The organism is Pseudorhizobium sp. NPDC055634, from assembly GCF_053618655.1.
In genome coordinates this window covers 116,292-137,966 of the sequence record NZ_JBSHHW010000004.1, presented here as the reverse complement: position 1 = coordinate 137,966, position 21,675 = coordinate 116,292, and the positions used below count along the sequence as shown (strand labels likewise).

The window sequence follows — 21,675 nt, the reverse complement described above, 5'->3', positions numbered from 1 at the left end:
GATCCCCGCCAATACATCCCCTCCGCTCGCATGGCATTTTGGTCGAAGGCAGGGAGTGGCGAGTTCAGGGATCGCTGCTAGAAGTGCGACAGACGACAATGACATGGGGGGGAATGCATGCAGCCGATCATGACTTCGCAGGAGATCCACGCGTTCCTGGACCGCGAATTTCCGCAGATCAGCATCGATGGCCGGGTGCTTGAGATCACCGAGGTTCGGCTCGGGGGCCTGACCATGCGCTTCGATCCGGCCGAACGTCACCTGCGGCCGGGCGCGACGATCTCCGGACCCGCCATGTTCATGCTGGCGGACGTCGCCGCCTATGCGGCACTCCTCGCGCATGTCGGCCCGGTGGCGCTCGCCGTCACCACCAGCCTCAACATCAACTTCCTGCGCCGCCCCGGTCTCGCGCCGCTTTTCTGCGACTGCCGCATCCTCAAGCTCGGCAAGCGGCTGGCGGTCATGGATACCGTCATCACCCAGGAAAGGGCCGATGGGCCCGTCTGCCAGGCGACCGCCACCTATTCGATTCCATCGAGATCATGAGGTATCATTGCACCACATAATTATGCCGTTGAATTCATTGAGGTAATTTTCAGGGCAGCCAGATCCGCCCGGTTGACGCGAATTTCCGTCACCGGTATAAGCACCGCAGATTGCTGACCCTTGCGGTCGGCATTCTTTTTGGCGGCTTTCCGCCAACCCAAGCAACAAGAAACGCCCCGGGCCATCGTGCATGGGGATCCAGTGGAAAGATAAACAATGTCTACTTTCGTTCAGAAGCCTGCAGAGGTGGAGAAGAAGTGGGTGATCATCGACGCCGAAGGGCTGGTCGTCGGTCGCCTCGCCACCATCGTTGCCAACCGCCTGCGCGGCAAGCACAAGGCCACCTACACGCCTCACGTTGACGACGGCGACAACGTCATCGTCATCAATGCCGAGAAGGTCGTCTTCACCGGCAAGAAGTATACCGACAAGAAGTACTACTGGCACACCGGCTATCCCGGCGGCATCAAGGAGCGCACCGCACGCGCCATCATCGAAGGCCGCTTCCCGGAGCGTGTCGTCGAGAAGGCCATCGAGCGCATGATCCCGCGCGGCCCGCTCGGCCGTCGCCAGATGAAGAACCTGCGCGTCTATGCCGGTTCCAACCATCCCCACGAAGCCCAGCAGCCGGTCGCTCTCGACGTGGCATCGCTGAACAAGAAGAACGTAAGGAGCGCCTGATAATGGCCGATCTCTCCTCTCTGAAGGATCTCGCTCCGGCGGCCGAAAACCAGGCTCCGGTTCACGTCCGCAAGGTCGACGCCCAGGGCCGCTCCTATGCGACCGGCAAGCGCAAGAACGCCGTAGCCCGCGTATGGGTCAAGGCCGGCTCGGGCAAGATCGTCGTCAACGGCAAGGACTTCTCCGCGTATTTCGCGCGTCCGGTCCTGCAGATGATCCTGCAGCAGCCGATCGTCGCCTCGAACCGCGGCGGCCAGTTCGACGTCATCGCCACGGTTACCGGCGGCGGCCTTTCCGGCCAGGCCGGTGCCGTTCGTCACGGCATCTCCAAGGCCCTGACCTACTTCGAGCCGGGCCTTCGCCCGGTCCTCAAGAAGGGTGGCTTCCTGACCCGCGACAGCCGCGTCGTCGAGCGCAAGAAGTACGGCAAGGCCAAGGCCCGTCGTTCGTTCCAGTTCTCCAAGCGCTAAGCGTTCACGGACCTGGAATTCAGACAAGGCGGGGCTTCGGCTCCGCCTTTTCTTTTTGTGCCCGGCCGCGATCCGGCGGCCATGCGAAGGGGAACGGGACCATGGCAGGAAAGACGATCGATCACGCATTCACCGCGGCGAGCCTGACATCGGCGGCCACCGACCCGACCTATGCGGGCGCGCTCTCCTTCATGCGCCGCCGCTTCAGCAAGGATACGGCCGGCGCCGATGCCGTGGTCTGGGGCATCCCCTTCGACGCGGCCACCTCCAACCGGCCAGGCGCCCGGTTCGGGCCGCAGGCGATCCGCCGCGCCTCGGCGATCTTCGACAACGACCCGCAATATCCCTTCGGCCGCGACCTCTTCGAAGGGATGGCGGTCGTCGACTACGGCGATTGCCTCCTCGACTACGGCAACCATCAGGAGACGCCGGCCACGATCGAACGGGAAGCGACACGGCTCATTGCCGGCGGCGCCTTCCTGCTCACCCTCGGCGGCGACCATTTCATCACCTGGCCGCTCCTCAAGGCGCATGTCGCGCGCCACGGGCCGCTGGCGCTCGTCCAGTTCGACGCCCACCAGGACACCTGGTTCGACGACAACCGCCGCATCGACCACGGCTCCTTCGTCGCCCGCGCCGCCCGCGAGGGGCTGATCGACACCAGCCGCTCGATCCAGATCGGAATTCGCACCCACGCGCCGGAAGACTGCGGCATCCGCATCGTCTACGGCCACGAGGTCGAGGAGATGACGACGGCCGAGATTGCCGAGGCGATCCTTGCCCGGACCGATGGCGCGCCCGCCTATCTCACCTTCGACATCGACTGCTTCGACCCGGCCTTTGCGCCCGGGACCGGAACGCCCGTCGCCGGCGGGCCATCGACGGCAAAGATCCTCTCCGTCATGCGCAAGCTGCAGGGGCTCGACATCCGCGGCGCGGACGTGGTCGAGGTGGCCCCCGCCTACGACCACGCCGACGTCACCGCCATTGCTGGGGCTACGGTCGCCATGTATATGCTCGGACTGAGGGCCGGGCGCCTCGCCGAAGGGCGTTGAGGCGACCGGGCCCGCAGGAAAAGCGCAACAGACAGGACTGACAAGATGGCGAAGATCTTCATCGATGGCGAACACGGCACGACCGGACTGCAGATCCGTACGCGCCTGGCTGCCCGCCGCGATGTCGAGCTCCTGTCCATTCCCGAGGCGGAACGGCGCAATGCCGCCATGCGCGAGGACCTGCTCAACAGCGCCGACATTGCCATCCTCTGCCTGCCCGACGACGCCTCCCGCGAAGCGGTCGGCATGCTTTCGGGCAATGACAGCGTGCGGATCATCGACACGTCCACCGCCTACCGGGTCGACCCGGCATGGGCCTACGGGTTTGCGGAGATGGACAAGGGGCAGCGCGCCAGGATCCGGGATTCCCGCTTCGTCGCCAATCCCGGCTGCTATCCGACCGGCGCGATCGGCCTGATCCGGCCCCTCAGGGCAGCCGGCATCCTGCCGGACGGCTATCCGGTGACCATCAACGCCGTGTCCGGCTATACGGGCGGCGGCAAGCAGATGATCGCCCAGATGGAGGATGCGGGCCGCGAGGATTCCATCACCGCCAACCATTTCCTCTACGGCCTCAACCTGAAGCACAAGCACGTGCCGGAAATGACGGTGCACGGCCTGCTCGACCGCCCGCCGTTCTTCGCCCCCTCGGTCGGCCGTTTCCCGCAGGGGATGATCGTCCAGATCCCGCTCTTCCTGGAGGACCTCAAGAACGGCTTCACGCGGGAAAGCATCCACAAGGCGCTGCTCGCCCACTATGCGGGGCAGGACGTGGTGGAGGTGGTGGGCCTGGCGGAGAGCGATGCGATCTCCCGCATCGATCCCGAGGAACTGGCCGGCAAGGACACGATGAAGCTCTTCGTCTTCGGCAATACCGGTGGAGCCCACGTCAACCTCGTCGCCGTCCTCGACAATCTCGGCAAGGGCGCCTCGGGCGGTGCGGTCCAGAACATGGACATCATGCTCTCGGCATGATCAGCCCTTCCCCGCGACGGGATGTCAAAAAGGCCGCGCTTGCGGCCTTTTTTCGTTTCAGGACCTGACTTCCACGGTCACTTCGCGCGGATATTCCCCGACGAAGCCGCGCCAATGGGCCACCGCAAAGCCCAGCACGATCAGGGCCATGCCCTGGTGGGCAAGCGCCGTATGGAGATGGACCTGCGTCAGCAGCGTCACGATGCCGATCCCCGCCTGGACGAGGATCAGGCCGACAAGGACGACGGCGCGACGGGCATGGGTCGTGCCGGGCGCATCCATCAGCATCGTCGCCATATGCCAGAGAGCGACCACCAGCAGCACATAGGCGCCGATGCGGTGGACGAACTGCACCGTCTTCGGGTTCTCGAACAGGTTGATCCACCAGGGCTCCTGGATGAAGAGGCCGCCCGGAACGAAGGCGCCGTCCATCAGCGGCCAGGTATTGTAGGAGAGCCCGGCGTCGAGGCCGGCGACGAGCGCGCCGAGATAGATCTGCACGATACAGAGGATAGCAACGGCGACCGCCCCGGCCTTGCCGCGTCCGGCGGGCGCGCGGTCGTCGCTATGGGCGGAAAGTCCGCGCATGATCCAGACGCAGGCGGCGAAGATCAGGCAGGCGATGGTCAGGTGGACGGCGAGCCGGTACTGCGACACGCTGGTGAGCTTGCTCAGCCCCGACGATACCATCCACCAGCCGATGAAGCCCTGGAAGCCGCCGAGCGCAAGAAGTCCGAGGAGCGGCCCGCGTATCCGGCGCTCGATGCGGCCGGTCGCCCAGAAATAAACGAGCGGCAGCGCGAAGACCAATCCGATCGCCCGGGCGAGGAAGCGATGCGCCCACTCCCACCAGAAGATCGTCTTGAACTCGTCGAGCGACATGCCCTTGTTGATTTCCTGGTATTGCGGGATGCGCTTGTAGAGATCGAACTCCTCCTGCCATTCGGCGACGGTGAGCGGCGGGATGGCGCCGTGGATCGGCTTCCATTCGGTGATAGACAGGCCGGAGTCGGTCAGGCGCGTGGCGCCGCCGACGATGACCAGGCAGAACAGCGTGAAGATCACGAAGCCCAGCCAGATCCGAACCATCCTGCGATCGCGGTCGCGCTTGCGCGTCCGTCCGTAGATTTCCACTGCTGTTACGTCTGCCGCCGACATCGTCACTCCCCGGGGATGGGCAAGGCAGTCAAAATGCCTCGAACAAAGTCGTTGATTTGCCCCATGCACCCATGCAAAACAAGCCCCGGCGCTTTGCGGCATGCCGTCGCGGGCCTGTGAGCGCGCCGATTTTCGGGAGAACAGAATGCCGCAAAGGCTGCGGAGCTTCATCGGAACGATCCTGATCATCATCCTCGTGATCACCTATGCGTTGCTTGCAACCACGATCGCCACGCTGACGCTCGCCACCCAACCCTGGTGGGTCCACCTCCTCTACTTCATGTTCTCCGGCGTCCTGTGGATCCTGCCGGCAATGCTCATCATCAAGTGGATGGCGGGCGGCGCCAGGAAGAAGGACTGAGCGTCTTTGCGCCCGGTTAACCACGCTCCGCAAAGCTTGGCCCCGTCGAGGATCTCGTAAACTCCGGCGCAATCGGTCGGGACTATCATGTCGTCGTCAGAAGCAGGTGACGGGATGTCGCGTCGGAACCTCCAGGCCCTCGGCCATGTCGATAATCTGCCGCCCGTCGAACCGGTCACTCCGGTCGACCTCGTTTCGTTGCGCTTCGATATCGTGGATGCACCGGCGGAAGTGGAAGGCGAATGGCGCGCCCTTGCCAAGCTGCCGCGGAATTCCCTCAACCAGGACTTCGACTGGGCCTGCGCATGGTGGCGGGCAGTCCGGCGGACGCCGCTGATCCTTCGCGCACGCGCCGGCGACCGGACGGTAATGCTGCTGCCGCTCGAATTGGTGAGCGAATATGGCCTCACGATCGCGCGGTTCCCGGGCGGAAGGTTCAACAATCTGAACACCGGCCTCTTCAGCGCCGATTTCCCCGAGCCGGACGACGAGGCGACGCGCCGGCTTGCCGCCGCCCTCGCCGGGGCCATCGCTCCGAAGGCCGACCTCGTTCTTCTCGATACCCTGCACCCGTCGCCTGCGGGGATCCGGCATCCCTTCCATGCGCTGATGACGCTGGAACATCCCGACCGCTCGTTCCAGCTCCCGCTCAAGGCAACCATGGACGAGACGATCGCCCAGCTGAACGCCAAGACCCGCCGCAAGCGGCACCGGCAGCAGTGCCGCAGGCTGGACGCGCTTGGAGGTTTCGAACACTCTTGCCCGGAAGGGGCGAGCGAGCAGCATGCCCTGCTCGACCTTTTCTTCGACCAGAAATCGGAGCGGCTGGCGGCGGCCGGCCTGCCCGACGTCTTCCAGCCACCTGAGGTTCGCCGCTTCCTCCACGGCCTCATCGACGGGTCCGTCGGGAAGTCCGACCATCCCCTGAGGGTGCATGCCCTGCGGCTGTGCGACGAGCGTCGCAGCATCGTCGCCATCAGCGGAATGTCGCGCAAGGGCGATCACGTCCTTTGCCAGTTCGGCTCGATCGACGACAAGCTCTGTCCGGACGCGAGCCCCGGCGAACTGCTTTTCTGGATGATCATCGAACAGGCCTGCCTGGAAGGGGCTGCCGTCTTCGACTTCGGCCTCGGGGACCAGCCCTACAAGCGCAGCTGGTGCACGCAGGAAACGGTCCTCTACGACATCCTCCTGCCGCTGTCGTGGAAGGGCCGCCTGGCGCAGCCGGTCCTCGCCGCCGTTCGCGGCCTGAAGAAGGCGGTGAAGCGCAGCGACGCCCTCTATTCCACGGTGCAACGGCTGCGGTCGCTCGCGGCGCGCTAGGGCATACCGGCTCAGGCGGCGCGGCGCCCGTCGGGTGCGCTCGCGTCCGACGCCATGACGAGGATATTGCCGAAGCCGGCCTTTTCGTAGGCTTCCAGCACCGGCGCAAGACCGTCGCCGGCGGCGTCGGAAACGGAGAAGATGATCTCCACGTCGCGCCCTCGGCCGAGGCGCGAGATGCCTTCGACGTCGGCCGCCCCGCATTCCACCAGAACGTGGTCATAGGCATCCGAAAGCGCATCGATGATCATCGACAGGCGATCGATCCCGCGCATGGCGGCGACGGCATCCGCCTTGCCGGTCGGGACGATATGGGCGTCGGACAGCCGGTCGGCGTGAATGGCCTCGCCGAACGCCACCTCGCCGCAGAGAAGGTCGGTGACCCCCGGCATGGCACCCGCCCCCATCAGCCTGCTCGGGCAGGCCGAGCCGGTCATGTCGATGAGAACCACGGTCTTGCCGCGATCGGCGATGTCCCGCGCCAGCATGACCGTGGCCGTCGACCCCTCATCGCCCTGCGGCGACACGGCGAGCGCCACCGAGACGTCGTACCGGGTCAGGTAGTTCGCCACCGTCTCGAGGGTGAAGACCTCGTCCTCGCCCTGCGCGTCCGGTGCGGGAGGCTCGGCGGCCTCCTCGACGATCCTGCCATTCTGTTTCTCTTCGGGAAGACGGTCGAACCGCGCGGCGGCATCGGCCTGCATCCGGTGGACGCGATGGCCGTCGATGTCGGGCACGGCCGCGAGGCTGCCGCCTTCCGTTTCCCGGGAGGGCCTCAGTGCCCGTCCGGAGAACAGTTCGCCCAGCATGACGGCGATCGAACCCAGGACCAGCGTTGCGAGCGACACGACGATGACGATCGGAAGGACCTTCGGGAAATAGGGTTTCTGCGGCTCGATGGCGGTGGAGACGATGCGCGCATCGGCGGGTGCGGCACCGGGTTCCTGGCGCGAGGCCGCCTCGCGGTAGCGGGCAAGGTAGGTCTCGAGCAATTGCCGCTGTGCCGCCGCTTCCCGCTCGAGCGCGCGGAGCCCGACCTCTTCGCCGCCGACTCGGGCCGAATCCGCCTTGATCGTGTTGAGCTGCTGGACGAGTTGCGTTTCGCGCAGGCGCGAGACCTCGGCCTCGTTGTCGAGGCTCGCGAGGATCTTCTGCGTCTCCGCCTCGATCTGCCGGCGGATGCCCTGAAGCTGGGCGCGAAGCCCCCTGAGGCGCGGATGGTTCTCGAGCAGCACGGTCGACTGGTCGGAAATCTGCGCCTGGATGTTCGCCTCGGTTTCCTTCAGCCGCTGGATGACCTGCGAGCCGACGACGTCCGTCAGCGTGTCCGACGCGCGTCCCGCCTCCAGTGCGGCGCGGACGTTCTGCGCCCTCGCCTCCGCATTGGCGCGTTCGCCCCTGACACGGGCAAGCTCGGTCGAGATGTCGTTCAGTTGCTGAGCCGCGAAACTGCCGCTCTGGGCGGTCTGGAACAGGCCGGCTTCGGCCCTGTAGTCCGCGACCTTGCGCTCGGCCTCGCGGACCCGTTCCGTCAAGGCGGCGATCTCGGGCTCCAGCCACTTGGCCGTTTCCGACTGGGTGTCCAGCTTGGCACCGCTCTCGATGGTCAGGTAGACTTCCGCCATCTTGTTGGGGATGGCTGCCGCAAGCTTCGGATCATGGGCGGAGAATTCGATCGCGATGATGCGCGAGTTCTCGATCGGATAGACCCGGAGCTTCTCCCGGAATTCGCGGATCACCCTTTCCTCGGGCGCGACCGACAGCGGGTCCTGGGCCAGGCCGAGCAGCACGAAGGGGCCGGGAAACAGCGAATGCCCGTCCGGGTCGAACTCGGCGATCTCGTGCAGCTTGAGATCACGGGCGACCTGCTTGATCAGGTCGCTCGACTGGAGGACCTCCGCCTGGCTGGTAATGTTGAGGGCGTCGAGGACGGGGTCGTTGGCGGCGGCGGGCGCCTGGGCGGCGTTCAGGTTGGGAGAGCGGGATTCGATCAGGATCCGCGCCTCTCCCCGGAAGCTCGGCGTCATCATGGTCGTCACCGCAAGCGCAAGTCCCGCCGCGAGCGCGGTCGCACCCAGCAAACGGCGCCGGTGCCGCCAGACGGCGGAGAAAAGCCGCCCCAGGTCGATATCCGCATCCTGACTGTTGCCCATTACGCCCGACATTCACAAGCTCCAACCTCGCCAACTGCGCGATGGTAAACCAGCATGGTAACGCGAGGGTTAATGGGCTCCCGGACAGCCGGGCCGACGCCGGCACCTTTACCGGGCGTTAACCGTGATCGACGGATAAATAGGCATCAAACTGCGCATCCGGAGCATATCGCGAATGTCCTTCGCCCGTCGAACAAGCCTGACGACCGTCGCCGTGGTGTCGATCGCCGCTGCGCTTGCGGCGTGCTCGACGTCGCAGCCTGCGCCGAAATCCTTCCAGCAGGCGACGATACAGCCCTACCGGCTCGACAGCGGCGACCGGCTGCGGATCACCGTGTTCGAGCAGCCCGGGCTTTCCAACACCTATACGGTCGACCAGGCCGGCTACATCGCCTTCCCGCTGATCGGGCAGGTCGCGGCGCGCGGCGAGACGCTGCCCGCCCTCGAAGGGGCCATTGCCGCGAGGCTGAAACAGGGCTACCTGCGCGACCCCGACGTCACCATCGAGGTGGACCGCTACCGTCCGGTCTTCGTCATGGGCGAGGTCGGCCGCCCCGGCCAGTATTCCTACGTGCCCGGCATGACGGCACAGAACGCCATCGCCATCGCCGGCGGCTTCACCCCGCGCGGAAACCAGCGCGAGGTCGACGTCACCCGCAAGATCAACGGGCGCGTCTTCACCGGGCGGACCGAGGTCTCCAGCCCGGTTCTTGCAGGAGACACGATCTACGTCCGCGAGCGGCTGTTCTGACGCTTCATGGAAGAGCAAAGGCCATTGCGGATCCTCCATTGCTTCCGGTCCCCGGTCGGCGGCATCTTCCGTCACGTCCGCGACCTCGTCGAAGAGCACCATGCCGCCGGACACGAAGTCGGCATCCTCTGCGACAGCACGACGGGCGGCGCGCATGAGGAGCGCATGTTCGATGCGATCAGGCCGTATCTCGCCCTCGGCCTGACCCGCATCCCGGTGCGCCGGGCAATCTCCCCGTCGGACCTTCCGGCGCTCTTTCGCAGCTACCGGCATATCCGCAGGCTGCAGCCGGACATTCTCCACGGCCACGGCGCCAAGGGCGGCGCCATGGCGCGCATGATCGGCAGCGCGCTCCGGCTCAACAGGGTTCCGGTCGCCCGGCTCTACTCACCCCACGGCGGCAGCCTGCACTTCGACCCGTCCCGGCTCTCCGGAAAGTTCGTGACCGGCCTCGAGCGGCTGCAGGAATATTTCACCGACGCCCTCGTCTTCGTCTGCGACTACGAGCGGACGACCTATCGGGAAAGGATCGGGATACCCCGCCGCCCCTACCGGGTGATCCTCAACGGTGTCCGGGAGAGCGAATTCCAGCCGGTCGCGGCGAGGAGCGACGCGGTCGACTTCCTCTATATCGGCATGCTTCGCGACCTGAAGGGTCCGGACGTCTTCATCGATGCCTTCGCCCGTACCGAACGCCTGATCGGGCGCCCCCTTTCCGCGCTGATCGTCGGGGACGGGCCGGACCAGGATGACTACGAGACCATGATCGCGGCGCACGGGCTTTCGCGGCGCGTCGGCATGCTGCCGGCCATGCCGACGCGCGAGGCCTTCTCCATGGCCCATACCGTCGTCGTCCCCTCGCGGGCCGAAGCCATGCCCTATATCGTCATCGAGGCACTGGCGGCGCGAAAGCCGGTGATCGCCTCGCGGGTGGGCGGCATACCCGAAATCCTCGGTCGCGACAGCGAGGCGCTGGCGGCGCCGGGCGATGTCGCGGCGCTCTCGCATATCATGGCAGACGCCATGTCGGACGGTGGCTGGCGGGACCGGGTGATGCCGAAACCCGAAGCCTTCCGGTCCGCATTCTCGACCTCCGCGATGGCGGACAGCATGCTGCTCCTCTACCGCGAACTGGTTGCCCGAAAGGCCCCGGCGAAGGCTCCCTAAAGCGTTTCTTAGCAACTTTCTGCTAGTCCGGGCGGGACGGAACCCCGCTTCGCGCGCGCATGCGATCGGAGCATGCGCTGCAGGAGAACCGGTGCCATGAACGAACTGGGCAGAAAGGCGCGCTTCGACGCTGCGGCCCTGCGCCGAAAGATCTCGGAGCCTGCCGCAGAAGACGCCGCTTCCACCACCGGGGACGCAGCCGCGGACCCCGAGGCGCCTGCTGTGCTCAACCCGCTCGCCCGGCAGATCGCCGCCCAGTATAGCGACGAGAACTATTCGCCCGCCCTGCTGATCGGCCAGATCCGCCTCCTCGAATTCGTCTCCCTGCTTGCCGTCAACCTGCTTGCGGCCATGCTGCTCTCTGCCGCCGCGCCGCTCGAACCGATTGCGCGGATCGCCGTCCTTTCGCTCGCCTCCGGCATGACGGTCCTCCTTCTGCAGCTCGCCGACACCTACCACATCCCGATGCTCCGGAGCGCAAGGCGAAGCCGGGGCCGGGTGGCGACGGCGGCCCTCCTCGGCTTCCTTGCCGCCGCCGTTGGCCTCTACCTCATCGAGGGACCGGCGCTTGATCTTGCCGATCACCTCACCTGGATCGCCACCGGCACGCTCTTCCTCTTGATCGAACGCCAGCTCATCTCGTTCGGCATCCGTCACTGGGCCCGCAACGGCATCATGGAACGCCGCGCCGTCGTCGTCGGCGGCGGCGAACCCGCCAAGCAGCTCGTGCGGGCGCTCGAGCAGCAGCCGGACAACGACATCCGCATCTGCGGCATATTCGACGACCGTGGCTCGGTGCGCTCGCCGGACGTCATTGCCGGATATCCCAAGCTCGGGACCTTCGCGGAACTCGTCGAGTTCGCCCGTCTCGCCCGCGTCGACATGCTGATCATCGCCCTGCCCGCGACCGCGGAGGCGCGCATCCTGCAGCTCCTGCGCAAGCTCTGGGTCCTGCCGGTCGACATCCGGCTGGCCGCCCATGCCAACCAGCTGCGCTTCAGGCCGCGCTCCTACTCCCACGTGGGCGTGGTGCCGATGTTCGACATCTTCGACAAGCCGATCCGCGACTGGGATTCGGTCGCGAAGCGCACGTTCGACATCGTCTTCGCCCTGCTCTCGCTTGCCGTCACCTGGCCCGTCATGGTCGGCGCGGCAATTGCCGTGAAGGCCACCTCCCGCGGACCCGTCCTCTTCGTGCAGAAGCGCCACGGCTTCAACAACGAGGTCATCAACGTCCTCAAGTTCCGCTCCATGTACACGGAAGGCGCGGACCCCACGGCCAAGCGGGCCGTCACCCGCAACGACCCGCGGGTCACCCCCGTCGGGCGTTTCCTGCGCAAGTCGTCCATCGACGAGCTGCCGCAGCTGTTCAACGTCCTGCGCGGCGACCTGTCGCTGGTCGGACCACGTCCGCATTCGGTCTACGCGCAGACCGGCGAGCGCCGCTACGTCGACGTGGTGGAGAGTTACTTCGCCCGCCACCGGGTCAAGCCCGGCGTCACCGGATGGGCGCAGATCAACGGCCTGCGCGGCGAACTCGACAGCGACGAAAAGATCAGGATGCGCACGTCATACGACCTGCACTACATCGAGAACTGGTCGCTGCTGCTCGACATGAAGATCCTGCTCCTCACCCCGATCCGGCTCCTGAAGGCGGAGAACGCCTATTGAGCGCCCTGTCCGCCGAAAGCCGCGTCGCGGACCCAGGGCGGGCGATCGCAGGCCTGGCGGGATCGGGCGCGATCGCGCTTGGCGTCTTCCTGTCCGGCTTCGTCATGTCGGAACCGGCTCCCTACGAACTGATGATGGTGGCCCAGATTGCCATCTGGTTCCTGCTGGGACTGGCGATATCCAGGACCGTCGCCATACCGCTCGCCCTTCTTCTCGTCTTCAACGTCGGGGGCATGCTGTCGCTTCTCGTCATGCGCGACATGGCGGGCGGTCCGATGTATGTCGCCGTCTCCACCTTCCTGGCCCTGACGACCGTCCTCTACGCCGCGGTCATCGAGGACCGTCCGCAGCGGCTCGAGATCATCTTCAAGGCCTGGGTCGCTGCCGCGCTGATCACCGCGACGCTCGGCATCCTGGGCTATTTCCACGCCTTTTCCGGTGCCGGCGTATTCACGCGCTATGACCGCGCCATGGGCGCCTTCGAAGACCCGAACGTCTTCGGCCCCTATCTCGTCGCGCCGATCCTCTATCTCCTCCATCGTCTCCTGACCGGCAGGCTCAGCCGGGCGCCGCTCCTCGTCGCGGGGTTGCTGGTGCTGGTTCTCGGCGTCTTCCTGTCCTTCTCCCGCGCCGCCTGGGGGCTGCTGTTCTTCTCCGTGGTCGCGCTCGTGTTCCTCATGCTCCTGAAGGAGCGGACGGCGGCGTTCCGGCTGAAGATCCTCGCGATTGCGATCGCCGCCATCGCCCTTTTGGCGGTCGCCCTCCTCATCGCGCTGCAGTTCGATCGCGTCGCCGACCTCTTCGGCAACCGCGCCCGTCTCGTCCAGGAATATGACGGCGCCCGCCTCGGCCGGTTCGAGCGCCACAGGATCGGCTTCCTGCTGGCGATGGAGCGTCCGCTGGGGCTCGGACCGATGGAGCTCGGACGGATGTACGGCGAGGACGAACACAATATCTGGCTGAAATCGCTGACGACCTACGGATGGCTCGGCTTCGTTGCCTATGTCACTCTGATCGGCTGGACGCTTGCGGCAGGGTTCCGCTATCTGCTGCGCGAGCGGCCCTGGCAGCCATATCTGATGATCGGCTGGGTCCTGATCCTCGGGCATTGCCTGATCGGCAATGTCATCGACACGGATCACTGGCGGCACTTCTATCTTCTTCTCGGCATCGTCTGGGGCTGCATCGCGCTCGAACAGCGCCACCTGCGGCGCAGCCGCTCGCCCGTCCCCCCTAGCCTCCCCGCTTGACTTGACGGCCTGCCGCGCCAGATTTCTCCCATGCTGACTGGAAATCAACTTCGCGCCGGCCGCGCCATTGCGGGCCTCTCCATCGAAGAACTGGCCGCTGCCACCGGGCTTTCCGCCTCGGCGATCAGCGACGCGGAAACGGCTACTGCCGTCGATCCCGCGGTCGGCGAACGGCTGCGCCTGTCGCTCGAGGCAAAGGGCGTGCTCTTCCTGGCCGCAGGCGAGGACAATCCCGGCGCCGGACCGGGCGTGCGGCTTCGCCAGCGCGGCACGGACGAGGGCATCCGTCCCCAGAACCTGAGTTCGGCCAACGACGGCTAACACCTTCCGCGTCCAGGTTTCTGCATCATCCGCGGAACCTTCCCGCCCGTTCCGCGTTACTGCCAAAATGTCGCGTTGCGGGGGTTTGAGATGAGCGAGCGGATCGATTTGGAGCAGGTCGAGCAGACAGGTCTCCGCAAGGTCTGGAGCGTCAGCGAATTCGCCAAGCGCTATCGTCTCGACCGCACCGAAGAAACACGGCTTCTGAAGCTTCTGGGCCCGTTCGCCTCCGAGCAGGAACTGCTCATGAACGCCTCGCGGGCTCCCCGTTTCCGCTGAGCGCATTTTCCCACCGCCCGGGCGGTGGGCTTCCAGTCCCACAAAAGATCCATCCCCTACGAATGCCCTTGCAAATGCCGGGAACATATCCTTCACCATCGCGTTTGTGGGGTCATCAACGGCGCCACTCGCCAGCGGAGAAACAAATGCTGAAAAGCCTGACCAACATGGGCCTCGCCCTCGCCCTGACATTCGGTGCCGTCGCCACGACCGCACAGGTTGCCTCTGCACAGGATCTGGAACTGCGCATCGGACCGGATGGCGTCCGTCCGGTCATCCGGGACCGCGATCGTGATCGCGACCGGGATCGTGATCGCCGCCGCGACGAGTGCAGCCCGCGCCTCGCACTTTCCATCGCCCGCGATGCCGGATTGCGGCGCGCCGAGGTGACCCGGATTACCCGCAGGACGGTGACCGTCGAGGGCTTCGCGCGTCGCGGTCCCGAGCGGATGGTCTTCGCGAACGAGCGCGGCTGCCCCGAGCTCTGATTTCTTATTCGGCTGGGTCCCTCGCGGCCCGTGCCAAGGATCCCGCCCCTGCTGCTCGACGGGGGCGGGATTTTTTCATGCTTTCACAGAACCTACATCAACCTGACATGACGGCTTCATGAAGCGCGCCTAGTTGACCCCTCAGCTGGAATAGGGGGAAACAGGATGCGACTGACGAACCTCACGCGGGTATTTGGCGCCCGCACCGCGGTTGACGCCGTCACCCTGGAGATCCCGCAGGGCCAGATGGTCGGGGTCATCGGCCGCTCCGGCGCCGGCAAGTCCACGCTGCTCCGTATGATGAACCGGCTCACGGACGCATCCTCCGGCACCATCCATTTCGGCGACCTCGAAGTCTCGGCCCTGCGCGGAAGCGAGCTTCGGCGATGGCAGCGCGACTGCGCGATGATCTTCCAGCAGTTCAATCTCGTGCCGCGGCTCGACGTCCTCACCAATGTCCTTCTCGGAAGGCTCAATCACCGGTCGACGGTGAAGAGCATCCTCAACGTCTTCACCCGGGAAGAGCGCATCATGGCGATCGCCGCGCTGGAGCGGCTCGGCATCGAGCAGACGGCGCTGCAGCGGGCCGGCACGCTTTCCGGTGGCCAGCAGCAGCGCGTCGCGATCGCCCGCGCCCTGATGCAGGCGCCCCGCCTCGTCCTGGCCGACGAGCCGATCGCCTCGCTCGATCCCCTCAACGCGAAGATCGTCATGGATGCCCTGCGCGACATCAACGAGCGCGAGGGCATCACCGTCGTCACCAATCTCCATACGCTCGACACGGCGCGCGCCTATTGCGAGCGCATTATCGGCATGGCCGGCGGACGGGTGGTCTTCGACGGCGCGCCGGGCCAGCTGACGGCCGCCGCGATCCGGGAGATTTACGGTTCCGATCGCGCCGGGGCCGGTATCGACGAGACGATGACCTCCACCAGCATCAACATTCCCGCGGCCGTCGAAGCGGCTGCGCGCCCATCCGGTGGCCTTGGCGCGCTGGCCTCGGCCACCGCCTGAACCGCCCCCGATCGTAACGCCCGCGTCAAGGGCATCCCGAGAAAAGCTGCTCCGGTTCGCCGGACGAAACAGGAGAGACCTCATGCTGAAGAAACTTCTGCTTGCCACCGCGGCGCTCGCCGCGCTTGCCGGCAATGTCATGGCCGAAGACCTGAAGGAATTCCGGATCGGCATCATCGGCGGCGAAAACGAAGCCGACCGCCTGCGCAACTACCAGTGCATGATCGACCAGCTGCCGGCCGTCCTCGGCGTCGAGAAGGTCTCGCTCTTCCCGGCCGCCGACTATGACGGCACGATCCAGGGCCTCCTCGGCGGCACGCTGGATTACGCGGAACTGGGCGCGTCAGGCTATGCGAAGGTCTACCTGGAGAACCCGGACGCGGTGGAGCCCATCCTGACCACGGTCCAGACGGACGGCTCCATGGGCTATCACACGATCATGGTCGCGCGGAAGGATTCCGGCATGACCAGGGTCGAGGACATCAAGGGCAAGAAGCTCGGCTTCGCAGATCCCGACTCGACCTCGGGCTACCTGATCCCGACCGTCACCCTGCCTGAAGCCCTCGGCGGCAAGCCCGTCAAGGAAGTCGTGGCCGAGACCGGCTTCGGCGGCGGCCACGAAAACCTCGTGCTGGAAGTCCTCAAGGGCACGTTCGATGCCGGCACCACCTTCGGCTCCGGCGTCGGCGAGTTCAAGGACGGCTACACGTCGGGCAACCTGCGCAAGATGGTCGACAAGGGCATCCTCAACATGGACGACCTCGTCGAGCTGTGGAAATCGCCGCTGATCCCGAACGGGCCGATCGTCGTCCGCTCCTCGATGAACGACGACATGAAGGCGAAGTTCAAGGAATTCATGCTGGCCCTGCCGAAGACCGACGCGGCCTGCTTCTCCGCCATCCAGGGCGGCGACTTCACCGGCTTCGCCGAAGTCGACGTCAACTTCTACAAGCCGATCATCGACGCCCGCAGGGCAACGATCGGCGGCTGATCGCCCCCCTGTCGAGGCCGCCGCGGAATGGTCGCGGCGGCCCTTTCTCGCAACAGCTGATCCGGGATGGCGCCATGCCGACTTCCGTCATGAAACCGACGCTCGGCGAAAGCGGCGCGCTCGTCGAACGTCACTGGCAGCAGCTCGCGCGCGAGCGGCGCTTCTACACGATCCTGTGCTCCGCACTCCTGCTGATGGTCGTCTCGGGCTCGCTCTGGTTCGCCAACGACAGCAATGCCGGCAAGTTCTTCGACAGGCTTCCCTATTTCTTCGACTTCGTCGGCCAGCTGATCCCGAGGGACGGCATGGAAGTGTGGCGGGCCCTGTTCGACCTGCCCTCCCCCTACGACGACGGCAGCCTGAAATACAATTATCCGGAGGGGCGGCTCTACCTGACGGAGAGCCTCTACCTGCCCGAATATGTCCACCAGATGCTGGTGACGCTCAACATCGCGGTCGCCGCGACGGGCATCGGACTGGTCTTCGGCTTCATCCTCTCCTTCCTCGCGGCGAAGAACATGACCCCCAGCCCCTGGATACGCGGGCCGGTCCGCCGGCTGATGGAACTGCTCCGGGCCTTTCCGGAAGTGGTGATCGCCGGCTTTTTCCTGGCCATCTTCTCGATCGGGCCGATCCCGGCGCTGATCGCCGTCTCGATCCACACGGTGGGGGCGCTCGGCAAGCTGTTCTTCGAGGTGATCGAGAATGCCGACATGAAGCCCGACGAGGGCCTGAAGGCGGTCGGGGCGAACTGGCTGGAACGATCCTGGTTCGGGATGGTGCCGCAGGTCATGCCGAACTTCATGAGCTATTTCCTGCTGCGCCTGGAGATCAACGTGCGGGCCTCCACGATCATCGGCGCCGTCGGCGGCGGCGGCATCGGCGAACTGCTGCGCCTCTCCATCGGGCAGGGCCACGAGGCCAAGACGCTGGCGATCGTCCTGCTGCTGCTTTTGACGATCGTCGCCGTGGACCAGTTTTCCGCATGGCTGCGCCGCAGGCTCGTCGGCGACCAGGCCTTCCACGCAATCTGAACGAGGGCTGGCATGACCATTCTCAACGCGGCCGAAATGGACGCCCTGGCGTCCCGCTACCCCGAACTCCTCCAGCGCTCCGCCTGGCAGCGGTATCGCGTCCCCATCATCGCCACGGCGGCCCTCGCCTACTTCGTCTTCGCGTGGTGGTTCTTCGCCGTTGGCAAGGTCGTCTCCTCCGCCAACTGGGGGCTCGCGGGCAACTACCTCGCCGACTGGGTCTCCTACGAAATCCGCCCCGACATCGACATCGCCCCGGACGGCGCGATGCGGATCACCTATCCGCGCTTCGACCCGATCGGCCCGAACCCCAATCCCGACTGGCTCGAGGCACGCCGCGAAACGGTGACGCGCAGGATCGAGGTCCCGGCGGTAACCGCACCGGCTGCCGCCCCGCAGCCGTCGTCGAGCTTCAGCTTCATGGCGCCCGCGCCCTCCCCCCGGCAGTTGTCGCTACCGGTCCCGGTCGCCGAGACCCGCACCGAGGAAGTCGTGACCGAGGCCCTGGTGCTGATGGGTCCTTCCCGTACGATCGACGTCAGGCCGGACCGGGTCGTCCTCACGCGCGGCGAGGAGACGGTGACGCTGCTTCTCGATCGCGACGCGGAGGACGTGATCGCCCACGAGCCCTTGCCGGAATGGGTCGAGCAGCGCTCGGCCGGCGGCCGGGTCACCGCCTATTTCGGCTTCTCCGGATGGGCCGACATCAGCGACGACCGGGTGCGCATCCGCAAGCGCTTCCTCGGCTGGGAGAACTTCCTCTTCGACACGAATTCCGCCTTCTTCGGGAAGTCGGCGGGCGAAGTCGCCGGGCTGATCTTCGGCGGCGAACGGATCGATCCCGCCCGCAGCAACCTGTCGCTCGCCTGGAACGACATCCTCTACAACCCGTCCTGGCAGCATCTCGACGTCTGGACCAAGCTCCTGCAGACGATCGTCATGGCCTTCATCGGCACGCTCTTCGCGATGATCGTGGCCTTCCCGCTCTCCTTCATCGCGGCGCGCAACATCGTCCACAACCGGCCGGTCAACCAGATCGCCAAGCGGCTGTTCGACTTCCTGCGCTCCGTCGACATGCTGATCTGGGCGCTGTTCTTCACCCGCGCCTTCGGCCCGGGGCCGCTCGCCGGCATATCCGCCATCTTCTTCACCGACACGGGGACGCTCGGCAAGCTCTATGCCGAGGCGCTGGAGAACATCGACGACCGGCAGCGGGAGGGCGTCCGCTCGGTCGGCGCGCCGCCGCTCGCGGTCCAGCGCTTCGGCGTGCTGCCGCAGGTCATGCCCGTCTTCGCCTCCCAGGCGCTCTACTTCTGGGAATCGAACACCCGCTCGGCCACCATCATCGGCGCAGTCGGCGCCGGCGGCATCGGCCTGAAGCTGTGGGAGGCGATGCGCACCAATTCCGACTGGGAGAACGTCGCCTACATGGTGCTCCTCATCCTCATCGTCGTCTTCCTCTTCGACGGGATCTCGAACGCCCTGCGTTCGCGGCTGATGGGTCGGGAGCGGTAGAGACCGGAAGCCGCCCAGGGCGACGCAGTCCAGAGCCGCGCAGGAGACGGTCGCGGCTCTTTCCTTTCCGTAGATCCCTTCCATAGATCCCCTACCCGCGGCCCTCCGCCGGCACGCCGAAACGGAAAAGGCAGCCGGCATGATGCCGACTGCCTTCCTTATTCCAGCCCGCACCGCGCGGTGAGCCGGCGCCTAGCTTTCCAGCGAATAGCCGGCGCCGCGGACCGTGCGGATGACATCCGGCATGTTGGAGAAGTTGAGGGCCTTGCGCAGGCGCCCGACATGGACGTCCACCGTGCGCTCGTCGACGTAGATGTCGTGGCCCCAGACACCGTCGAGCAATTGTGCGCGCGAATAGACGCGTCCCGGCGCCGACATCAGGAATTCCAGCAGGCGGAACTCCGTCGGCCCCAGCCGGACCTCGCGGCTCTTCCTGTGGACGCGGTGGGTTTCCCGGTCGAGCTCGATATCGCCGCAGCGCAGAACCGTCGACAGCACCTCGGGCTTGGCGCGGCGGAGCATGGCCCTGACGCGGGCCATCAGTTCGGGCGTCGAGAAGGGCTTCACGACATAGTCGTCGGCGCCCGTGGCGAGCCCGCGCACGCGTTCGCTCTCCTCGCCCCGCGCCGTCAGCATGATGATCGGCAGGCGCTCCGTCTCCCGCCGCTGGCGAAGGCGACGGCAGAGCTCGATGCCGGAGACACCGGGAAGCATCCAGTCGAGGATGAGGAGGTCCGGAACCCGCTCCTGGAGGCGCAGCTCGGCCTCGTCGCCCTTCACGATGGTCTCCACCTCGTAGCCTTCGGCCTCGAGATTGTAGCGAAGAAGCACGCTGAGGGCTTCCTCGTCCTCAACGACGGTAATCTTTGCGTGCATGGTCGGCCCCGCGATCCTACTCCTCGCCCAGCACGGTGCTGAGCGTGGTCGACCGGTCGTCCTTGGGGCGCTCACCCTCCGGCTGCGATCCGGTCGCCATGTAATAGATCGTCTCGGCGATGTTGGTCGCGTGGTCGCCGATCCGCTCGATATTCTTGGCGCAGAACAGCAGATGGGTGCAACTGGTTATGTTGCGCGGGTCCTCCATCATGTAGGTGAGGAGTTCGCGGAACAGCGAGGTGTACATTGCGTCGATTTCCTCGTCGCGCTCGCGGATCGCTTCGGCCTTCTCGGCCGAGCGGGTCACGTAGACGTCGAGGACTTCCTTGAGCTGCACCAGCGCGAGGTCGGAAAGATGCTCGATCCCGCGCGCCAGGTTGCGCGGGATGCCCGTTTCCTGGACCGCGATCACCCGCTTGGCCGTGTTCTTGCCGAGGTCGCCGACGCGCTCGAGGTCCGCTGCGATGCGCAGAGAGCCGATGATCTCGCGCAGGTCTGCCGCGACGGGCTGGCGCTTGGCGATCGTCAGGATCGCCTTCTCGCCGATCTCGCGCTCCGCATGGTCGAGCACCACGTCGTCCGAAATCACCTTCTGGGCCAGCGCCGCGTCGGAGTTGACGAGCGCGCGAACCGCATCGCTGCACATCTGTTCGGCGAGCCCGCCCATCTCGGAGATCCGGCGGGCCAGGTATTTCAGCTCCTCGTCGAAGGCCGACGTGATATGGGTTGATGGCATGATCCAGTTCCTCAGTGTCTTCGTATCGGGCGCCTGACCGCGGATCAGCCGAAGCGACCCATGATGTAGTCCTGCGTGCGCTGGTCGTTCGGGTTGGTGAACATCTTGTCCGTATCGTCCTCCTCCACGAGGTGGCCGAGATGGAACATCGCCGTGCGCTGCGAGACGCGGGCCGCCTGCTGCATCGAATGGGTGACGATGACGATCGAGTAGTTCGCCCGCAGTTCGTGGATCAGTTCCTCCACCCTTGCCGTGGCGATCGGGTCGAGCGCCGAACAGGGCTCGTCCATGAGGATGACTTCCGGCGAGACTGCGACCGCGCGGGCGATGCACAGGCGCTGCTGCTGGCCGCCCGAAAGCCCGGTTCCCGCCTCGTGCAGCCGGTCCTTCACCTCGTTCCAGAGACCCGCCTTTTGCAGGCTGCTCTCGACGATCTGGTCCAGTTCCGCCTTCGAGCGCGCCAGGCCGTGGATGCGCGGACCGTAGGCGACGTTCTCGTAGATGGACTTCGGGAACGGGTTGGGCTTCTGGAAGACCATGCCGACGCGGGCACGCAGTTCCACGACGTCGATGTCCGGGTCCTGGATATCCTGGCCATCCAGCGTGATCTTTCCTGTGACCCGGGCATTGGCGATCGTGTCGTTCATGCGGTTCAGGCAGCGCAGGAAGGTTGACTTGCCGCATCCGGACGGGCCGATCAGCGCGGTCACCGTGTTCTTGCGGACGCCGAGGTTGACATCGAACAGGGCCCGCTTGTCGCCGTAATAGACGGAGACGTCCTGCCCCACCATCTTGTAGTCGATTTCATTCATCTTCTTTACCAGGGCTTCTTCTGTGCCGGCTTCCGACAGGATGTTCAT

General features: G+C 65.8%; 23 protein-coding genes. 18 read left to right on the top strand and 5 right to left on the bottom strand.

Features of this window, described 5'->3' with window-relative positions:
• Positions 1 to 117: 117 nt before the first annotated feature.
• From ACWGPT_RS08040 to argC, 5 genes are all read left to right on the top strand, one after another.
• Positions 118 to 546, top strand: a complete 429-nt coding sequence (locus ACWGPT_RS08040; RefSeq protein ID WP_452605081.1) for a PaaI family thioesterase — start codon at positions 118 to 120, stop codon at positions 544 to 546.
• 216 nt (positions 547 to 762) lie between these two features.
• Entirely contained in the window at positions 763 to 1,227 is a 465-nt protein-coding gene (gene rplM / locus ACWGPT_RS08035) for a 50S ribosomal protein L13 (protein ID WP_452605080.1), read from the top strand.
• A gap of 2 nt (positions 1,228 to 1,229) precedes the next feature.
• Complete coding sequence (gene rpsI / locus ACWGPT_RS08030) at positions 1,230 to 1,697, top strand: 30S ribosomal protein S9 (RefSeq protein ID WP_452605079.1); 468 nt, start codon at positions 1,230 to 1,232, stop codon at positions 1,695 to 1,697.
• A 101-nt stretch (positions 1,698 to 1,798) separates the two neighbouring features.
• Positions 1,799 to 2,752, top strand: a complete 954-nt coding sequence (speB, locus tag ACWGPT_RS08025) for an agmatinase (protein WP_452605078.1) — start codon at positions 1,799 to 1,801, stop codon at positions 2,750 to 2,752.
• A 45-nt stretch (positions 2,753 to 2,797) separates the two neighbouring features.
• The gene (gene argC / locus ACWGPT_RS08020) at positions 2,798 to 3,727 is read left to right on the top strand and encodes an N-acetyl-gamma-glutamyl-phosphate reductase (RefSeq protein WP_452605077.1); all 930 of its coding nucleotides are present in this window, start codon (positions 2,798 to 2,800) and stop codon (positions 3,725 to 3,727) included.
• Positions 3,728 to 3,784: 57 nt separating this feature from the next.
• Here the strand turns inward: argC and ACWGPT_RS08015 are convergent, their stop codons facing one another.
• Positions 3,785 to 4,885, bottom strand: a complete 1,101-nt coding sequence (locus ACWGPT_RS08015; protein WP_452605076.1) for a COX15/CtaA family protein — start codon at positions 4,883 to 4,885, stop codon at positions 3,785 to 3,787.
• 145 nt (positions 4,886 to 5,030) lie between these two features.
• Between ACWGPT_RS08015 and ACWGPT_RS08010 the strand changes: the two genes are divergently transcribed.
• Both ACWGPT_RS08010 and ACWGPT_RS08005 read left to right on the top strand, forming a co-directional pair.
• Positions 5,031 to 5,246, top strand: a complete 216-nt coding sequence (locus ACWGPT_RS08010; RefSeq protein ID WP_452605075.1) for a DUF2842 domain-containing protein — start codon at positions 5,031 to 5,033, stop codon at positions 5,244 to 5,246.
• Between the two features lie 114 nt (positions 5,247 to 5,360).
• A complete protein-coding gene (locus ACWGPT_RS08005; RefSeq protein WP_452605074.1) occupies positions 5,361 to 6,569 on the top strand; it encodes a GNAT family N-acetyltransferase in 1,209 nt (402 codons plus the stop codon).
• Between the two features lie 11 nt (positions 6,570 to 6,580).
• On the opposite strand, the gene ACWGPT_RS08000 is transcribed toward ACWGPT_RS08005, so the two are convergent.
• The gene (locus ACWGPT_RS08000; protein WP_452605073.1) at positions 6,581 to 8,734 is read right to left on the bottom strand and encodes a GumC family protein; all 2,154 of its coding nucleotides are present in this window, start codon (positions 8,732 to 8,734) and stop codon (positions 6,581 to 6,583) included.
• 163 nt (positions 8,735 to 8,897) lie between these two features.
• On the opposite strand from ACWGPT_RS08000, the gene ACWGPT_RS07995 reads away from it, so the two are divergent.
• The 11 genes from ACWGPT_RS07995 to phnE (ACWGPT_RS07945) all read left to right on the top strand — a co-directional run bounded on the left by ACWGPT_RS07995 (position 8,898) and on the right by phnE (ACWGPT_RS07945) (position 19,203).
• Positions 8,898 to 9,473, top strand: coding sequence for a polysaccharide biosynthesis/export family protein (locus ACWGPT_RS07995; RefSeq protein WP_452605072.1), 576 nt, complete (start codon positions 8,898 to 8,900; stop codon positions 9,471 to 9,473).
• Positions 9,474 to 9,479: 6 nt separating this feature from the next.
• A complete protein-coding gene (locus ACWGPT_RS07990; protein ID WP_452605071.1) occupies positions 9,480 to 10,640 on the top strand; it encodes a glycosyltransferase family 4 protein in 1,161 nt (386 codons plus the stop codon).
• A 96-nt stretch (positions 10,641 to 10,736) separates the two neighbouring features.
• Positions 10,737 to 12,311, top strand: a complete 1,575-nt coding sequence (locus ACWGPT_RS07985) for an undecaprenyl-phosphate glucose phosphotransferase (RefSeq protein ID WP_452605070.1) — start codon at positions 10,737 to 10,739, stop codon at positions 12,309 to 12,311.
• A complete protein-coding gene (locus ACWGPT_RS07980; RefSeq protein ID WP_452605069.1) occupies positions 12,308 to 13,561 on the top strand; it encodes an O-antigen ligase family protein in 1,254 nt (417 codons plus the stop codon). The genes ACWGPT_RS07985 and ACWGPT_RS07980 overlap by 4 nt, the downstream gene beginning before the upstream one ends.
• Positions 13,562 to 13,591: 30 nt before the next feature.
• Complete coding sequence (locus ACWGPT_RS07975; protein WP_452605068.1) at positions 13,592 to 13,882, top strand: helix-turn-helix domain-containing protein; 291 nt, start codon at positions 13,592 to 13,594, stop codon at positions 13,880 to 13,882.
• A 90-nt stretch (positions 13,883 to 13,972) separates the two neighbouring features.
• Positions 13,973 to 14,161: a hypothetical protein gene (locus tag ACWGPT_RS07970; protein WP_452605067.1), complete on the top strand. Its 189-nt coding sequence runs from the start codon at positions 13,973 to 13,975 to the stop codon at positions 14,159 to 14,161.
• A 146-nt stretch (positions 14,162 to 14,307) separates the two neighbouring features.
• Complete coding sequence (locus tag ACWGPT_RS07965; RefSeq protein ID WP_452605066.1) at positions 14,308 to 14,649, top strand: hypothetical protein; 342 nt, start codon at positions 14,308 to 14,310, stop codon at positions 14,647 to 14,649.
• A 165-nt stretch (positions 14,650 to 14,814) separates the two neighbouring features.
• Entirely contained in the window at positions 14,815 to 15,663 is an 849-nt protein-coding gene (gene phnC / locus ACWGPT_RS07960) for a phosphonate ABC transporter ATP-binding protein (RefSeq protein WP_452605065.1), read from the top strand.
• Positions 15,664 to 15,745: 82 nt separating this feature from the next.
• A complete protein-coding gene (gene phnD, locus ACWGPT_RS07955) occupies positions 15,746 to 16,654 on the top strand; it encodes a phosphonate ABC transporter substrate-binding protein (protein ID WP_452605064.1) in 909 nt (302 codons plus the stop codon).
• 74 nt (positions 16,655 to 16,728) lie between these two features.
• Positions 16,729 to 17,688 carry a phosphonate ABC transporter, permease protein PhnE gene (gene phnE / locus ACWGPT_RS07950; protein ID WP_452605063.1) on the top strand — a complete coding sequence of 320 codons (960 nt, stop codon included), beginning with the start codon at positions 16,729 to 16,731 and terminating at the stop codon, positions 17,686 to 17,688.
• A 12-nt stretch (positions 17,689 to 17,700) separates the two neighbouring features.
• Positions 17,701 to 19,203: a phosphonate ABC transporter, permease protein PhnE gene (gene phnE, locus ACWGPT_RS07945; RefSeq protein WP_452605062.1), complete on the top strand. Its 1,503-nt coding sequence runs from the start codon at positions 17,701 to 17,703 to the stop codon at positions 19,201 to 19,203.
• A 192-nt stretch (positions 19,204 to 19,395) separates the two neighbouring features.
• Here phnE (ACWGPT_RS07945) and phoB read toward each other — a convergent pair whose 3' ends face one another.
• The 3 genes from phoB to pstB are packed head-to-tail and all read right to left on the bottom strand — an operon-like array spanning position 19,396 to position 21,675.
• A complete protein-coding gene (gene phoB / locus ACWGPT_RS07940) occupies positions 19,396 to 20,079 on the bottom strand; it encodes a phosphate regulon transcriptional regulator PhoB (protein WP_452605061.1) in 684 nt (227 codons plus the stop codon).
• A 16-nt stretch (positions 20,080 to 20,095) separates the two neighbouring features.
• Positions 20,096 to 20,815: a phosphate signaling complex protein PhoU gene (phoU, locus tag ACWGPT_RS07935; protein ID WP_452605060.1), complete on the bottom strand. Its 720-nt coding sequence runs from the start codon at positions 20,813 to 20,815 to the stop codon at positions 20,096 to 20,098.
• A gap of 44 nt (positions 20,816 to 20,859) precedes the next feature.
• Complete coding sequence (gene pstB / locus ACWGPT_RS07930; protein ID WP_452605059.1) at positions 20,860 to 21,675, bottom strand: phosphate ABC transporter ATP-binding protein PstB; 816 nt, start codon at positions 21,673 to 21,675, stop codon at positions 20,860 to 20,862.

What these genes read in the sequence shown, in the direction of transcription:
- phnE (WP_452605063.1), top strand. Translation starts at nt 16,729, where the DNA reads ATGCCGACTTCCGTCATGAAACCGACGCTCGGCGAAAGCGGCGCGCTC.
- ACWGPT_RS07965 (WP_452605066.1), top strand. Translation starts at nt 14,308, where the DNA reads ATGCTGAAAAGCCTGACCAACATGGGCCTCGCCCTCGCCCTGACATTC.
- phnE (WP_452605062.1), top strand. Translation starts at nt 17,701, where the DNA reads ATGACCATTCTCAACGCGGCCGAAATGGACGCCCTGGCGTCCCGCTAC.
- ACWGPT_RS08005 (WP_452605074.1), top strand. Translation starts at nt 5,361, where the DNA reads ATGTCGCGTCGGAACCTCCAGGCCCTCGGCCATGTCGATAATCTGCCG.
- speB (WP_452605078.1), top strand. Translation starts at nt 1,799, where the DNA reads ATGGCAGGAAAGACGATCGATCACGCATTCACCGCGGCGAGCCTGACA.
- ACWGPT_RS08000 (WP_452605073.1), bottom strand. Translation starts at nt 8,734, where the DNA reads ATGTCGGGCGTAATGGGCAACAGTCAGGATGCGGATATCGACCTGGGG.
- ACWGPT_RS08010 (WP_452605075.1), top strand. Translation starts at nt 5,031, where the DNA reads ATGCCGCAAAGGCTGCGGAGCTTCATCGGAACGATCCTGATCATCATC.
- phnC (WP_452605065.1), top strand. Translation starts at nt 14,815, where the DNA reads ATGCGACTGACGAACCTCACGCGGGTATTTGGCGCCCGCACCGCGGTT.
- phoB (WP_452605061.1), bottom strand. Translation starts at nt 20,079, where the DNA reads ATGCACGCAAAGATTACCGTCGTTGAGGACGAGGAAGCCCTCAGCGTG.
- ACWGPT_RS07990 (WP_452605071.1), top strand. Translation starts at nt 9,480, where the DNA reads ATGGAAGAGCAAAGGCCATTGCGGATCCTCCATTGCTTCCGGTCCCCG.
- phoU (WP_452605060.1), bottom strand. Translation starts at nt 20,815, where the DNA reads ATGCCATCAACCCATATCACGTCGGCCTTCGACGAGGAGCTGAAATAC.
- ACWGPT_RS07995 (WP_452605072.1), top strand. Translation starts at nt 8,898, where the DNA reads ATGTCCTTCGCCCGTCGAACAAGCCTGACGACCGTCGCCGTGGTGTCG.
- ACWGPT_RS08015 (WP_452605076.1), bottom strand. Translation starts at nt 4,885, where the DNA reads ATGTCGGCGGCAGACGTAACAGCAGTGGAAATCTACGGACGGACGCGC.
- rplM (WP_452605080.1), top strand. Translation starts at nt 763, where the DNA reads ATGTCTACTTTCGTTCAGAAGCCTGCAGAGGTGGAGAAGAAGTGGGTG.
- ACWGPT_RS07985 (WP_452605070.1), top strand. Translation starts at nt 10,737, where the DNA reads ATGAACGAACTGGGCAGAAAGGCGCGCTTCGACGCTGCGGCCCTGCGC.
- rpsI (WP_452605079.1), top strand. Translation starts at nt 1,230, where the DNA reads ATGGCCGATCTCTCCTCTCTGAAGGATCTCGCTCCGGCGGCCGAAAAC.
- ACWGPT_RS07970 (WP_452605067.1), top strand. Translation starts at nt 13,973, where the DNA reads ATGAGCGAGCGGATCGATTTGGAGCAGGTCGAGCAGACAGGTCTCCGC.
- argC (WP_452605077.1), top strand. Translation starts at nt 2,798, where the DNA reads ATGGCGAAGATCTTCATCGATGGCGAACACGGCACGACCGGACTGCAG.
- phnD (WP_452605064.1), top strand. Translation starts at nt 15,746, where the DNA reads ATGCTGAAGAAACTTCTGCTTGCCACCGCGGCGCTCGCCGCGCTTGCC.
- ACWGPT_RS08040 (WP_452605081.1), top strand. Translation starts at nt 118, where the DNA reads ATGCAGCCGATCATGACTTCGCAGGAGATCCACGCGTTCCTGGACCGC.
- ACWGPT_RS07975 (WP_452605068.1), top strand. Translation starts at nt 13,592, where the DNA reads ATGCTGACTGGAAATCAACTTCGCGCCGGCCGCGCCATTGCGGGCCTC.
- pstB (WP_452605059.1), bottom strand. Translation starts at nt 21,675, where the DNA reads ATGAACATCCTGTCGGAAGCCGGCACAGAAGAAGCCCTGGTAAAGAAG.